At 68.3% G+C, this 14,421-nt stretch carries 12 protein-coding genes and 1 pseudogene; 8 read left to right on the top strand and 5 right to left on the bottom strand.

What is annotated here, in order from left to right; translation table 11 throughout:
- Positions 1-509 (top strand): annotated as a pseudogene (locus LXM94_RS14005) (alpha/beta hydrolase); the annotation flags it as partial.
- Positions 510-520: 11 nt separating this feature from the next.
- Here the strand turns inward: LXM94_RS14005 and LXM94_RS14010 are convergent.
- From LXM94_RS14010 to LXM94_RS14020, 3 genes are all read right to left on the bottom strand, one after another.
- A complete protein-coding gene (locus LXM94_RS14010) occupies positions 521-1,144 on the bottom strand; it encodes a hypothetical protein (protein WP_235772086.1) in 624 nt (207 codons plus the stop codon).
- 18 nt (positions 1,145-1,162) lie between these two features.
- On the bottom strand, positions 1,163-2,617 hold the full coding sequence (locus LXM94_RS14015) for a caspase family protein (protein WP_235772087.1): 1,455 nt from the start codon (positions 2,615-2,617) through the stop codon (positions 1,163-1,165).
- 62 nt (positions 2,618-2,679) lie between these two features.
- Positions 2,680-3,246, bottom strand: a complete 567-nt coding sequence (locus tag LXM94_RS14020) for an OmpA family protein (protein ID WP_235772088.1) — start codon at positions 3,244-3,246, stop codon at positions 2,680-2,682.
- 154 nt (positions 3,247-3,400) lie between these two features.
- Between LXM94_RS14020 and tpiA the strand changes: the two genes are divergently transcribed.
- The 6 genes from tpiA (at position 3,401) to LXM94_RS14050 (ending at position 11,152) form a co-directional block, all read left to right on the top strand.
- A complete protein-coding gene (gene tpiA / locus LXM94_RS14025) occupies positions 3,401-4,171 on the top strand; it encodes a triose-phosphate isomerase (RefSeq protein ID WP_235772089.1) in 771 nt (256 codons plus the stop codon).
- A gap of 106 nt (positions 4,172-4,277) precedes the next feature.
- On the top strand, positions 4,278-4,733 hold the full coding sequence (secG, locus tag LXM94_RS14030; RefSeq protein WP_235772090.1) for a preprotein translocase subunit SecG: 456 nt from the start codon (positions 4,278-4,280) through the stop codon (positions 4,731-4,733).
- Between the two features lie 146 nt (positions 4,734-4,879).
- A complete protein-coding gene (locus LXM94_RS14035) occupies positions 4,880-6,508 on the top strand; it encodes a CTP synthase (protein WP_235772091.1) in 1,629 nt (542 codons plus the stop codon).
- A gap of 111 nt (positions 6,509-6,619) precedes the next feature.
- A complete protein-coding gene (locus LXM94_RS14040) occupies positions 6,620-8,029 on the top strand; it encodes an adenylate/guanylate cyclase domain-containing protein (protein WP_235772092.1) in 1,410 nt (469 codons plus the stop codon).
- Positions 8,030-8,228: 199 nt separating this feature from the next.
- Positions 8,229-9,548 (top strand): vanadium-dependent haloperoxidase, encoded by a 1,320-nt coding sequence (locus tag LXM94_RS14045; RefSeq protein ID WP_235772093.1) that lies wholly within the window; start codon positions 8,229-8,231, stop codon positions 9,546-9,548.
- Complete coding sequence (locus tag LXM94_RS14050) at positions 9,545-11,152, top strand: CRTAC1 family protein (protein WP_235772094.1); 1,608 nt, start codon at positions 9,545-9,547, stop codon at positions 11,150-11,152. The genes LXM94_RS14045 and LXM94_RS14050 overlap by 4 nt, the downstream gene beginning before the upstream one ends.
- On the opposite strand, the gene LXM94_RS14055 is transcribed toward LXM94_RS14050, so the two are convergent.
- Both LXM94_RS14055 and LXM94_RS14060 read right to left on the bottom strand, forming a co-directional pair.
- Positions 11,153-12,556, bottom strand: a complete 1,404-nt coding sequence (locus LXM94_RS14055; protein ID WP_235772095.1) for a serine/threonine protein kinase — start codon at positions 12,554-12,556, stop codon at positions 11,153-11,155. It abuts the gene before it with no gap.
- Between the two features lie 2 nt (positions 12,557-12,558).
- Positions 12,559-13,299, bottom strand: a complete 741-nt coding sequence (locus tag LXM94_RS14060) for a metallophosphoesterase family protein (protein ID WP_235772096.1) — start codon at positions 13,297-13,299, stop codon at positions 12,559-12,561.
- A gap of 231 nt (positions 13,300-13,530) precedes the next feature.
- Between LXM94_RS14060 and LXM94_RS14065 the strand changes: the two genes are divergently transcribed.
- On the top strand, positions 13,531-14,421 hold the full coding sequence (locus LXM94_RS14065; RefSeq protein WP_235772097.1) for a VOC family protein: 891 nt from the start codon (positions 13,531-13,533) through the stop codon (positions 14,419-14,421).

A 14,421-nucleotide genomic window follows, 5' to 3' on the forward strand; every position in this document is an offset into this window, starting at 1 on the left:
GGCTCGGCGCCAACGACTGGTCCTTCGGCGGCAACTTCAACCGGCTGAAGAACCTCGCGGTGCGCAATGGCGGCGTCTATTATGCGCCCTCCGTGCGCGACTCCGGCGCGCCGGGCATTGCCGCCGTTGCCGGCCTGATCGCCGAGGCGAAAGCAAAGTCGCCCGGTGGCAGGGTGGTGCTCGCCTGCGCCTCGATGGGCAGCTTCGTCTGTGCCGGCATCGCCCGCGACGCCGGGGCGGTGGCGAACCTTTCGGGCATGGTGCTGATGGGCGGGGCGCCGGACGGCGAATTCCCCGCGACGGCGGCGGGCCGGGCACGGCTGCCGGTCTATTTCACGCATGGCGACCTTGATCCGGTCTACCAGGCCAACGAGCAGATCAGGGTGTTCCGTGCGCTGCGCAAGGCCGGCGTGCCGGCCCGCTTCGTGCTCTTCCAGACCGGCACCCACGGCACGCCGGTGCGCATGACCGACTGGCGCGCGGCACTCAACTGGATCTTCGCACAGTAGCACGACGGGCGTCAGGCGGACCGCAGCAGCACCTTGTTCGAGCCGACGGCGGCGGCGATCTGCTGGTAATGGCTGTAGCGCTTCTCGGAATTCTCCGCCGAGCGCAGGAGCCGCGTCTCGGCTTCCGCGACGACGCGCTCGGCCTGCTGCATCGCCTGGCGCAGGTTCTGCCGCTTGACGGCCGTATAGGTCTTCTTCTGCTTGAAGCGGCGGTTCGGGACGGAGCGCTGGCGCGGCACGCTGCGGTCCGCATTGCGGGCGACGACGCTGTCGAGCTGGGCGGCTGCACGGAAGATGATCTGGCGGGCTTCGCGGTAGTCGCCCTGCGGCATGCGGCGCGCGACCTCCTCGAACCCCTGCTGCACGCAGTCGAGCCGGTAGATCGGATCGTAGCGCGAGCACTCCTCGCGCACGGCGCGCAGGTTCAGCACGATCGCATTGGTGAGATAGTCGCTGAAATCGCTCGGCGCCGTGGTTCCGCCCGCACCGGTCGGGCGCTGACCCGGGTCTTCGCTGCTGCCGTTGTCGGTGGATTGGCCGAAGCCGGGCGCCGCCGGCACCAGGCAGAGCGGCATGGACACAAGCGCTGCGGCGACGCGCGGCCACAGCGCGCCGCGCCGAAAGGTCATGAACATGGTGGTCCCCCTTGTCGTCTAGTCCGTCTGGCCAAAGGCGATGCGCATGCTGCGCTGCGTGCCGGCGCCGATCTGGCCGTCGATCGCGCCGGCATAGAATGCGTTGCGCTGCAATTCGGCCTGGAGTGCCCGCCGCGTCGCCGCCGAGAACATGTCCGGCCGTGTCGTCAACTGCTCAAGCACGTCCTCCACGCCCGAGCGCAGCGCCGCGTAGAGGTAACCGGCGGCATCGTCCGGCGTCTTTCCGGCAATGACGCCGTCGTCGATCAGTGCCGCGACGTTGAACATCGCCTGCGGATGGCGCAGGTCCGCTGCCCGCACGAAGAGTTCCACCGCCTTCTTCGGATCGCGCGCCAGGCCGTCGGCGCCCTGGTAGTAGAGGAAGCCGAGATCGTTGATCGCATCGGCGAAGCCGAGATCGGCGGAGCGTCGGTAGAGTGTCAGCGCGGCGGCGATGTCCTGCGTTGTGCCGATCCCCTTCTCATAGAGCTTGCCGAGTTCGAACATCGCCTCCGCATCGCCGGCATCGGCGGCCGCCTTGAACAGCGCGAAGGCCTTCTCGGGCTTGAACCTGCCGGTGTCGGGCGTCAGCGACATGTAGCCGAGGCCGAGCATGGCGCGGGTGTTGCCTTCGCCGGCGAGCGCCGCCAGCTGCACCTCCTGCTCGGGCTTCAGCGCCTGCCACCGGCCGGCCTTGTCGTCGACGGCGGCAAGCGCCGCATCCTCGCCGGCGAGGAAAAAGGGCGCGCCGGACAGCGAGCCGTAGAAATGCGGCTGCTGCTTGTTGGCCGTCAGCGCCATGACCCGGTCGCGCACCCTGCGGAAGACGAGACCGATCTCGACATTCGGGGCGGGCAGCGTCTCGATCAGGGCCGTCGCGAAGGGGCTGTGACTGCCGTCGCCGTCGAGCGCCACCTTGCCGCCCTCGGCCGCATAGACGACGAGCATGCCCTGGGACGGGTCGGGCGCGGAAAGCCCGTCGCCGCCGACGGACGTGTTGCTGTTGTCTGCGGCGACGCCCGACCAGGCCTTGAAGGGATTGTTGCGGCAGGAATCGAGGATGACGATCCGCAGCCGACGCGCCCGCTCGACGCTGTCGAGGAGGGCGGCGAGGCTGACGGCGCGCTCGGGGATCTTCGCCGGGTCGTCGACCCTGATGTCGACGGGGATCAGGTAGTTCTCGCCGGCCGCCTCGACGCCGTGGCCGGCATAGTAGACGAGCGCGATTTCCGCCGTCTCGGCCTTGCGGGAAAAGTCGGCCATCGTCTGCGTCATGGCCGCAAGCGGCGCGTCGATCGAGAGGTCTACGGTGAAATCGAGCTTCTCCAGCATCGCGGCGATGGCGCGCGCGTCGGCCGCGGTGTTGCGCAACGGCGCGATCGACCGGTAGCCGGACATGCCGATCACGAGCGCGACGCGCCTTTCGGCGAGAGCTGGAAAGGCGACGAGCAGTGCTGCCAGCAGGGCGAACAAGGCCGATGCCGGGCGAAGCCAGTCCGTCCGATCATGGAAAGCTGCGCTTTTGCCGCCCTGCCTCATTGCGTCGCCTCCGGCGCCAGCGTCGACACCTCGACGCGGCGGTTGCGCGCGTCGTCCGGCCGGTCGGGCAGGAGCAGCGCCGTCTCGCCGAAGGCGCGCAGCACGAGCCGTTCGCTTCCGACGCCGTAGCGCTCCGCGAGAAACCGGGCCGTCGTCTCGGCGCGCTGGCGGCTGAGGTCGAGATTGAACGTGTCGGAGCCGACCGCGTCCGTGTGGCCGCCGAGCACGAAGCGGTATTGCGCAAGCTCGGGCCGGCCGAGGGCTTCGCCGAGCGCGTCGAGCAGCGTCGCGGCCTTCTCCGTCAATGCTGCGGAGTTGAATTCGAATTCGACGGCGAGGTTGACCGTTGCAGCGAGCGCGTCGCCATAGCTGTTCGTCGCGATCGGCGTCGTCTCGACGAGAAGGCCGCGGGTCTTCGAAAAGGCGGGGATGAGCCCGCGGGCGATCTCGTCGGCGCTCGCCGCCGTCCAGGGGTCGCGCACGGCGTCGTCTGCCGCAGCACCCCAGCCGGGCGCCAGCAGGACGGCAAGCAAGGCAATGCGTGCGCAGCGCGTGGTCAGCATCGGGCCCCATCCTCGGTGTGAGCATAGCACAACCTAACGTTAGACGGACAGCACGCCCGAATCATTCGGCTGTCGCCCGGAAAGGGCGGCTTTCCTTGCTCCTCGCGATTTGCTAGGTCGCAAGCCGACCGAAATGGAAGGCAAGGGAGGCCCCATGACCCCGAATGTCACCCCGCTGGTTGCGGGCAACTGGAAGATGCACGGCACGCGCGCCTCGCTCGACCAGATCAAGGCGATTGCCGAAGGGGTGAAAGGTCCCCTCGCGGCGAAGGTGCAGAGCCTGCTCTGCCCGCCGGCGACGCTGCTCTATGTGGCGACCGCGCTTTGCGACGACAGCCCGCTTGCGATCGGTGCGCAGGACTGCCACGAAACGGCCTCCGGCGCCCATACGGGGGACATTTCCGCCGAGATGATCGCCGACTGTTTCGCAACCCACGTCATCGTCGGCCATTCGGAGCGGCGCACGGACCACGAGGAGAGCGACGCGCTGGTGCGCGCCAAGGCGGAGATCGCCCACCGGAACGACCTCGTCGCCATCGTCTGCATCGGCGAGACGGAAGCCGAGCGCAAGGGCGGCAGGACGCTCGACGTCCTGAAGACGCAGCTTGCCGGGTCCGTTCCGGACGGCGCGACGGCGGCGAACACGGTCGTCGCCTACGAGCCGGTCTGGGCGATCGGCACGGGACTGACCCCGACGGTCGCCGACGTCGCGGAGGCGCATGCCTTCCTGCGCGCCGAGCTCGCCCGGCGTTTTGCCGGCGAGGGGGTGGCGATGCGCATCCTCTACGGCGGTTCGGTGAAGCCCGGCAATGCGAAGGACCTGATGGGCATCGACAATGTCGACGGCGCGCTCGTCGGCGGCGCGAGCTTGAAATCGGAAGACTTCCTCGCCATCTACCGGGCATACGAGGACTTGACCGCCTGACGGCTTTTCCCGCGAAGGAACTGTCGAGGGCTTGGAATGGGCGGCGCCATGGTATATGGAGCCGCCAACTTCATTTTTGGGCCGCTCGGCCGGGATTCTTGGAAACATGCAGACCATCTTGCTCGTCATCTATCTCATGGTCGTGGTCGCGCTGATCGGCGTCGTGCTGATCCAGCGTTCCGAAGGCGGCGGCCTCGGCATCGGCGGCGGTTCCGGCTTCATGTCGGCGCGGGGCACGGCCAATGCGCTGACGCGCACGACGGCGATCCTGGCGGTGCTGTTCTTCGTTCTCGCGCTCGGCATGGGCATCCTTGCCCGCTTCGAGAGCCGGCCGACCGACATCCTCGACCGCATCCCCGGCACGTCCGGCACGGGCGGCGTCCTCGACGCGCTCGGCGGCGGCGAGACGAACACCGACGGCAACAGCCAGACGCCCCCGACCGGCACTGACACCGTTCCGTCGGACGACGGCGCGGCGAGCGGTACGAACGGCGCGACGACGAACCAGAACTCCACGACCGGCTCCGGCCAGAACAACTCGGACGTGCCGAGCGGCCAGTGAGCCGCAAGGCGTGAAACGAAACGGCCGGTTGGCGAGACCCAACCGGCCTTCTTCTTGTGTAAAACGCTGATTGCTCTTCCCGAACTTCGCCCGGCGGCGATTTTTCGGTGGCGGAATCATTTTTGAAAAGGTATCCGGTGACTCCCATGGCGCGATATGTATTCATCACTGGCGGCGTGGTTTCTTCCCTCGGAAAAGGCATCGCGGCCGCCGCTCTCGGAGCCCTCCTGCAGGCGCGCGGCTACCGTGTGCGGCTGCGGAAGCTGGATCCCTATCTCAATGTCGATCCGGGCACGATGAGCCCGACGCAGCACGGCGAGGTCTTCGTGACCGACGACGGGGCGGAAACCGACCTCGACCTCGGCCATTACGAGCGCTTCACCGGGCGTTCGGCCACCAAGACTGACAACATCACCACCGGCCGCATCTACAAGAACATCATCGACAAGGAACGGCGCGGCGACTATCTCGGCGCCACCGTCCAGGTCATCCCGCACGTCACCAACGAGATCAAGGCCTTCGTCACCGAGGGCAACGAGGACTACGACTTCGTGCTCTGCGAGATCGGCGGCACGGTGGGCGACATCGAGGCGATGCCCTTCATGGAGGCGATCCGCCAGCTCGGCAACGACCTGCCGCGCAACACCGCCGTCTATGTCCACCTGACCCTCATGCCCTATATCCCGGCGGCCGGCGAGTTGAAGACCAAGCCGACGCAGCATTCGGTGAAGGAGTTGCAGGCGCTCGGCATCGCGCCGGATATCCTGTTGGTCCGCGCCGACCGGGAGATTCCCGAGGCCGAGCGCAGGAAGCTCTCGCTCTTCTGCAACGTGCGGCCCTCCGCCGTCATCCAGGCGCTCGACGTTGCTTCGATCTACGACGTGCCGCTCGCCTATCACAAGGAAGGGCTCGACGACGAGGTGCTCGCCGCCTTCGGCATCGAGCCGGCGCCGAAGCCGCGCCTCGATGCGTGGCAGACCGTCGCCGACCGCATCCGCACGCCGGAAGGCGAGGTGACCATCGCGATCGTCGGCAAGTACACGGGCCTCAAGGACGCCTACAAGTCGCTGATCGAGGCGCTCTACCACGGCGGCATCGCCAACCACGTCAAGGTCAAGCTCGACTGGATCGAATCGGAAGTCTTCGAGAAGGAGGATCCGGCACCCTATCTCGAGAAGGTGCACGGCATCCTGGTGCCCGGCGGCTTCGGCGAGCGCGGTTCCGAGGGCAAGATCAACGCGGCGCGCTTCGCCCGCGAGCGCAAGGTGCCCTATTTCGGCATCTGTTTCGGCATGCAGATGGCGGTGGTGGAAGCCGCCCGAAACCTCGCCGGAATCGAGAAGGCGTCGTCCACGGAGTTCGGCAAGACCGCCGAGCCGGTGGTCGGCCTGATGACGGAATGGGTGAAGGGCAATGCGCTGGAAAAGCGCAACGCGTCCGGCGATCTCGGCGGCACGATGCGCCTCGGCGCCTATCGCGCCTCGCTGAAAGCCGGCACGAAGATCGCCGACATCTACCATTCGACCGACATTTCCGAGCGCCACCGCCACCGCTACGAGGTCAATGTCGACTACAAGGAGCGGCTGGAAAACTGCGGCCTCGTCTTCTCGGGCATGTCGCCCGACGGCGTGCTGCCGGAAACGGTGGAATATCCGGACCATCCCTGGTTCATCGGCGTGCAGTACCATCCGGAACTGAAGTCGCGGCCGCTCGATCCGCATCCGCTGTTTGCGAGCTTCATCGAGGCGGCGCTGGAACAGTCGCGGCTGGTATAACGGCATCGGCAGCATAGCGGCGATTTTCAGGTCTTCCCATGGCTTCCGCGCTGCCGCGTCTGCTCCACGAAATCGCCTGACCGCATCGCGATTTGCGTATAGAATGGCGTCATGGGAGAGGCTCAATCATTGTTCGCGGTCCTGCGCCAGTCGGCAACGCCGGCGGTCGTCGACGCGTTCGAGCGGCTCGTCCGCGATGCGCCGGACCATCGGCTCTGCCGCATCAACGCGCTCGCCTTCGCAAAGGCGGAGGGGCTCGACGAGGAGGCGGTGCTCGCGGGTTTCCTGCACGCCTCGCGCCTCGGCATCTTCGATCTCTCCTGGAACGTGCTCTGCCCGGGCTGCGGCGGCGTGCTGGATGCCAATACGTCGCTGCGGACCGTCAAGAGCGAGGAATATACCTGCGCGCTCTGCGCCGCCGGCTACGAGCCGACGCTCGACGAGATGGTCGAGGTGACCTTCACCGTCAGCCCGCGAGTGCGCCACATCGCGGCGCACAGTCCGCACGACCTGCCGGCCCTTGAATATTTCCGCCAGATCTACTGGGGATCGGGGCTCGACCTGCCGGACGAGGACTATGCGGAAAAGGTCGACGGCTTCGTCATCGAATCGCTCGAACTGCCGCCCGGCGAGAGGGCGGTGCTCGCGCTGCAGCTCCCGGAGGAATTCGTCATCGTCTTCGAACCGGTGACCCATGCGGCGCAGTTCATCGATGTCCGCGGCGAGCCGACCAAGGAGCGCCGCAGCCTGTCGCTGGTCTTCGACCGGACGCACCGCCACAGCGAGACCCTGATCCTGCAGCCCGGGCCGGTGCGCATCCAGGTCGAGAACCATACGGAGGTGCGCACGCTGCCCTCGGTCTGCATCGCCGGCGAGGCGTTGCATGCCATTCTCGGCCGCCGCCGCCCCTTCCTGACGGCCAAGCGGCTTCTGTCCAACCAAGCGTTCCGCGACATCTACCGCACCGACACGCTCGATCTCGACCAGCGGCTGAAGATCACCAGCCTGACCTTCCTCTTCACGGACCTGCGCGGCTCGACCGAGCTCTACGAGCGCGTCGGCGACCTCGCCGCCTTCGATCTCGTCCGCGCGCATTTCCAGGTGCTGAACGAGATCGTCACGGCGGAGGCCGGCGCCGTCGTCAAGACGATCGGCGACGCCGTCATGGCGACCTTCCCGACGCCGGACCGGGCGGTCGCGGCGGCCATGCGCATGCGCGACGCCATGGGCCGGCTGAACACCGAGCGCGGCAGCGAGGACCTGCTCCTGAAGATCGGCATCCACGAGGGGCCCTGCATCGCCGTCAATTTGAACGAGCGGCAGGACTATTTCGGCCAGACGGTCAACATCGCCTCGCGCGTCCAGCATCTGGCGGCCGCGCAGGAGATCTTCGCCACCGGCGCGGTGCTGGACAACCGGGACGCGTCGGCGCTGCTCGCCGACCGCGGGCTCAGCCCCGTCGCGCACACGGTCACGCTGCGCGGCATTGCCAACCAGATCAGCATCTTCGCAATTCCGTGAGGGGAGCCTTCAGGCTGTCGCCCTTGCGCCCGTCGCGGGTAAACTGCGGCACGTTCCCGTAGCGCAACCGTCGCCTGTCCCGACGTGCCCGGCAGATCGCTCGGGACATCCGAAGCCCATGCTGCAAACCGCTTGCGAAACCCGCCCGCGTCGTGATCTAAGGGCGGGAACGCCGATGGAAAAACGGTGCGGGGGGTGCATGAAACGGGGCTTCAATCGATTCAGGTCGACCATTCTGTCGGCCCTGCTGCTTTTCGCATTCTGCGGTGCGGCGGCGGAGCCACGGCCATCCGGCGACGTGGTCATCCGTGGCTGGTACAGGCTTGTCCTCGAACTGGTGCGCCACACGCCGACCTATTCGCCACCCGTCGCGAGCCGCGCCTTCGCCTATCTCGGCGTGACGGCCTACGAGGCGGTCGCCGGCGGCGCGCCGGACCTCGTTTCGCTCGCCGGCCAGCTCAACGGCCTCGACACGCTGCCCGCGCGGCAGGCGGACGCCGTCTATGACGAGGCGGTCGTTGTCAATGCGGCGCTGACCGCCGGCGCCAAGGCGTTCTTCTTCAACACCGGACCGACCGGCCAGAGGGCGCTCGGCGCGATGGAGGCCCGCATGGCCGAGCGCGTCGCTTCGGGCGTTCCGGCCGACGTCGTCGCCCGGAGCGTGACGGCCGGGCAGGCGGTTGCGGCGCATATTCTCGCCTGGTCCGGCACGGACGGCGGCGCGGTCGTCGAGAACATGGGCTTTCCGCTCGAATATAGGCTGACGGAAGGACCGGCGCACTGGGTGCCGACGAGCCTGATCGCGCAGCAGCAGATGCCGCTTCTGCCGCAATGGGGCGAGAACCGCGCCTTCGCCATGCCGACGGGAAAGAGCTGCGCCCTGCCGCCGCCGCCCGCCTACAGCGAGGCGGAGGGCTCGGCGTTCCGCACCGAGGCGGAGGAGGTCTATCGCACGGTCCGGGAGATCACGCCGGAGCAGCGCGGGGTCGCCCGCTTCTGGTCGGACGACCCGATGCTCTCGCCGACGCCGCCCGGCCACTGGATCTCGATCGCGCTGCAGCTCCTGGAGCGCGACGGCGAGGGTGCCGAACGCGCCGCCGACGTTCTGGCGCGGCTCGGCGTCACGCTTGCCGACGCCTTCATCGGCTGCTGGGCGAGCAAGTACGAGTTCGACCTGGTGCGTCCCGTCACCTATATCCGCCGCGTCATCGACAAGGGCTGGGAACCGCTGCTGATCACGCCGCCCTTTCCGGAGTATCCGAGCGGCCACAGCACCCAGTCGGGCGCGGCGGCGACCGTGCTTGCCGGCTTCTTCGGCGAAAGCTTCGCCTTCGAGGACGCGACCCATGCGGCCGACGGGCTGCCGCCGCGGCGCTTCGGCAGCTTCTGGCAGGCGGCCGAAGAGGCCGGCATTTCGCGGCTTTACGGCGGCATCCATTTCCGCGCGGCGATCGAGCGCGGCCTCGACCAGGGCCGCTGCATCGGCGCCCATGCGGTCGCGCTGAGGACGAGACGTTGAGCGCGCGGCGGGCCCTGCTTTCCGTCGCGCTGCTGCTCGCTCCGGCGGTTTCCGGCCATGCCGAAGACGGACCGCTGGTGCCGCGTTTCGTCGAGGAGGCGGCGGCGGCCGGCGTCGAGAGCGTCTACGACGGCGATTTCCAGTACATGGTCGGCGGCGGCGCGGCGACCTTCGATTGCGACGCGGACGGTTTTCCCGACCTGCTGCTCGCCGGCGGGGCGAAAGAGGCCGCCTTCTTCCGCAACGCGTCCGCGCCCGGCGGCGCGCTGCAGTTCGAGCGGCGGGACAGCGGCCTGGAGCTCGACGCCGTCACCGGCGCCTATCCGCTGGATGTCGACAGCGACGGCGTGACCGACGTGATGCTGCTGCGGGTCGGCGAGAACGTGCTGATGCGCGGCCGCGGCGGCTGCCGCTTCGAGCGGGCCAACGAGGCCTGGGGCTTCGACGGCGGCGATGCCTGGTCAACGGCCTTTTCCGCGACCTTCGGGCGCGGCAACCGGTGGCCGACGCTCGCCGTCGGCAACTATATCGACCGGCATGAGGAGATGTTTCCCTGGGGCTCGTGCACCGACAACTGGCTGCACCGGCCGGCCGGCACGGCGGAGCGCCGGTTCGCGCCGCCTGCCGCGCTGAAACCCAGCTTCTGCCCGCTGTCGATGCTGTTCACCGACTGGAACCGTTCCGGCACGCCGTCGTTGCGCGTTTCCAACGACCGCGAATACTACAAGGGCGGCCAGGAGCAGATGTGGAAGGTGGAGAGCGGGCGGGAGCCGGTGCTCTACACGGCGGAAGAGGGCTGGAAGTACCTGCGCATCTGGGGCATGGGCATTGCCGGCTACGACCTCGATCTCGACGGCTACCCGGAATATTACCTCTCCAGCATGGCCGACAACAAGCTTCAGGCGCTTGCCGCGATCCCGCCGGACGGCAGGCCGCAACCCGGCTATGCGGACATCGCCTTCAAGCGCGGCGTCACCGCGCACCGGCCCTATGCGGGCGGCGACGTGCGGCCGTCGACCGGCTGGCATACCCAGTTCGAGGACGTGAACAACGACGGCTTCGTCGATCTCTTCGTCGCCAAGGGCAATGTGGCGACGATGCCGGATTTCGCCGAGAAGGATCCGGACAACCTGCTCGTCCAGCGACGGGACGGCACCTTCGCGGAGATGGGCGACAAGGCGGGAATCGCCAATTTCGCGGTCGCCCGCGGCGCCTCGCTCGCCGACTTCAACCTCGACGGCCGCATCGACATGGTCGTGGTCAACCGCTGGCGGAACGCCGAGCTCTGGCGCAATGCGACCGAGGGCGCCGGTCACTGGCTCGGCCTGTCGCTGCGGCAGGCGGGCGTCAATCCGGGCGCGGTCGGTGCCTGGATCGAGGTGAAGCTCGGAGCGCGCACGCTGCGCCGCGAACTGACGGTCGGCGGCGGGCACGCCAGCGGCCATTGGGGCTGGCTGCATTTCGGGCTCGGTGACGCCGCGCGGGCGCAGGTCCGGGTGCTCTGGCCGGATGGCACGCAGGGATCGTGGCAGGAGGTCGAGGCCGGCCGGTTCTATGTCGTGGAGCGCGACAAGACGCCCGTGTCCTGGACGCCGAGGGGCTGATCAGGCGGGGCGCGGCCGGTTGCGCACGACCGTGACCGTGCAGGGCGCATGCGCCGCGACTTCGCCCGAGACGCTGCCGAGCATGGAGCGCATGGCGGATTCGGCGCGTGCGCCCATGACGATGTGGTCGACATAGTTCTCGCGGGCATAGTCGAGGATCGCATCGGCGGGCGAGACGGCCTCCAGGACATGGAAGGTGATGCCGCCGGTCGGCATGGCGAGCTCCTGCGCCCAGCTCCGCAGCTCCACCAGCCGCAGCACATGCTTGTTGCGGCCGGCCTCGTCGAGCGAGGTGTCGATGGTGATCCGGTTGATGCGCAGCACGTTGATGCAGGCAATGCGGGCATCCGGCGCGTTCTCGATGATGCGTGTGACCGTGCCGCGCAGCGCTTCGAGAAGCTCGGGCGCGCTGGAGCCGACGTCGATCGCGACCGCGACGATCGGGGCGTTGGTCAGTTGTGCTTCCGCCGCCTGCGGTTTCACGGTCTCGATCGGCACGGGGTTGAAGCGCCGCCGCATCACCGTGCCGAAGGGATCGCGCGTCATCTTTTCCGCCCGCGCCGTCAGCTTCACGGCGGAGAGGTCCTGCAGGTCGAGGGCGAGCTGGGCGGCGGTCGGGTAACGCCAGGCCGGGTTCACCTCAAGGCAGCGCAGGATCACCTCCTGCAGGGCCGGCGGGATCGCGGCGTTGCGGGCGCGCGGCGGCAAAGGGTCACGCCAGAGCCGGCGCTTCAGGCCTTTCATGCGCTGCGGATCGCCGAAGGGACGTTCGCCGGTCGAGAAAAAGTAGAGCATGACGCCGAGCGCGAAGAGGTCGCTGCGGAAATCGCTGCGCGTGCCGAGCACCTGTTCCGGCGCCATATAGGGCGCCGTGCCGTAGGGCAGGCGGAACTCCTCGTCCATCAGGTCCGGCAGGTGCAGGTGGCGGGCGAGGCCGTAGTCGATCAGCACCGCCTCGCCGCCTGCCCGGAACATGACGTTCGAGGGCTTCAGGTCGAGATGCACGACATGCTGCCGGTGCAGCGAATCGAGCGCCGTCGCCACCCTGGCACCCGCCGCCGCCACCTCTTCCGGCGTCAGGGGCAGGCGGTCGATCTCCGGATAGAGCGAAGTGCCGGGCAGGCACTCCATGACGATATAGGGAAGGGTGGCGAAATCGCCGTTGGCGACGAAACGCGGCACGTGCGGGCCTTCGAGGCGCGGCAGGATCATCTGCTCCATCTCGAAACCGACGATCGCCGCCGGGTCGTCGCCCTCGCCGATCACCGGCACCTTCATCAGGATGGGAAAATCGATGTCGGGCCGGCTGACCTTCCAGATGCGTGCCATGCCGCCATTGTGCGCGAGATCCTCGATGCGGAAACCGTCGATCACGTCACCGGGCTCGAGGCGCGCATTGGCCATGGTCAGTGTCCTTCGAAGAGCCGGTCGGCGAGCGCGGCGGGCAGGCCGGCGGCGCGAATCTTGGCTGCGGCCGTCTCCACGTCGTAGGCGGTGCGGCGGAATGCGAGCGTGTTGGCCCGCTCGTCGTGCAGGCAGTAGGCGGCGGCCGGGTTGCCGTCCCGCGGCTGCCCGACCGAGCCCGCCACGGCGAGCCAGCGCCGCTGGGCAAGGAGCGGCACCGGCATCGCTCCGGAGGGCGTGAAGCGCTTGACCCTGTCGTCCGCCCCCATGCAGTAGAGGGCCGGCTTGTGAACGTGGCCGCAGACGCTGACGCGCGCATCGCAGGCCGCAAGATGCCGCCTCGCATCATGGCCGTCGAGCACGTAGTTCCACGCTTCGGGGGCGCGCGCCTCCGCATGGACGTAGAGAATCTCGCCGTTCCGCGCGTCCAGCGGAAGCGCGGCGAGATACGCCCGGGACCGGGGGCAGAGCTGCCTGCGGGTCCATTCGAGCGCGAGCGCTGCTGCGGCATTCATCGACACGGATGGATTGCCGACGGCGGCGTCATGGTTGCCGCGCAGCACCGTCGCGCCGTCATCCTGCAGCGCCTGCGCCCGTTGCACGCACCATTCGGGGTCGGCGCCATAGCCGACGATGTCGCCGAGCAGCACATAACGCTCCGCGCCCGCCGCCTCGGCGGCCGCCAGCACGGCCTCGAAGGCCTCGCGGTTGGCGTGGATGTCGGAGAGGATGGCGGTCAGCATGCTGCGAAGGTTTCCGGCTGCGTCATGACGGACCATAGCCGCTCGGCGGGACCGGGACCATTCGACGGAAGGGGGATATCGCCGGCCGTTCGTGCTGCCGGATGGCGAACCTATCCCGGATGATCGTCGCGGCGAAATGTTCCACGCGCCGCGCCGAGGGGGCTTCCGCTTGCAATGGGAACGGAAAGCATGCAAAGCACGGGCGCCAGAACAGGGAACTGGATGCCGCCGATGACCGTGAGTTCGAGAACGCCCCGCCCGATCGACCATCTGGTGCTGCCGGTGTCCGACCTTGCCCTTGCCCGCGAACGCCTGACGCAGCTCGGCTTTACCGTCGCCGCCGATGCGCGCCATCCGTTCGGGACGGAAAACTGCTGCGTCTTCCTGTCGGACGGCAGCTATCTGGAACCGCTCGGCATCGCCAACCGCGAGGACTGCGAGGCGGCGGCGCGCGAGGGCAATCCCTTCGTCGCCCGCGACCAGGCCTTCCGCTTCCGGCGCGGACCGGAGGGGTTTTCCGCCGTCGCCATGGCGACGGACGATGCCTGGGGCGACGACGAGCGTTATACGACGGCCGGCCTTTCGGGCGGCGAGGTCCTGGAGTTTTCACGCGACATGCGCCTGCCGGACGGCAGCAGTGCGACCGGCAGCTTTCGCCTCGTCTTTGCCGCGGATCTGCGGGCGCCCGATTTCTTCTTCTTCGCCTCCGAGCGCGTCGTGGCGCTCCCTTCGGACCGCAGGGCGCTGGAGAGCCACGGGAACGGCGTGACAGGCCTTGCCGAGGTGGTGCTCTTCGAACAGAATCCCACCGATTTCCAGTATCTGGTGCAGGAAGCGGCCTTCGAGCGCGCGGTCGAGGCGCATTCCTTCGGCATGTCTGTCGAGACGCCGCGCGGGCGCATCTCGGTGCTGAACGCGGCGGGCCTTGCCGGCTTCCACGGCATTGCGCCGCCGGAGGGCGATCGCGGCCTGAAGGGGGTCGCCGTCGTGCTCCGCACCGTCGATTCGGGCCGCTGTCGCCGGCTTCTCGCCGCAAACGGCGTCATCTATCGCGAACGGGACGACCGCCTCGTGGTGCCGCCGGCGCCGGGGCAGGGCGTCCATTTCATCTTTGGAGAATGA

This window comes from Rhizobium alarense (assembly GCF_021555155.1).
In the GTDB taxonomy this organism is placed as follows: domain Bacteria; phylum Pseudomonadota; class Alphaproteobacteria; order Rhizobiales; family Rhizobiaceae; genus Rhizobium_D; species Rhizobium_D alarense.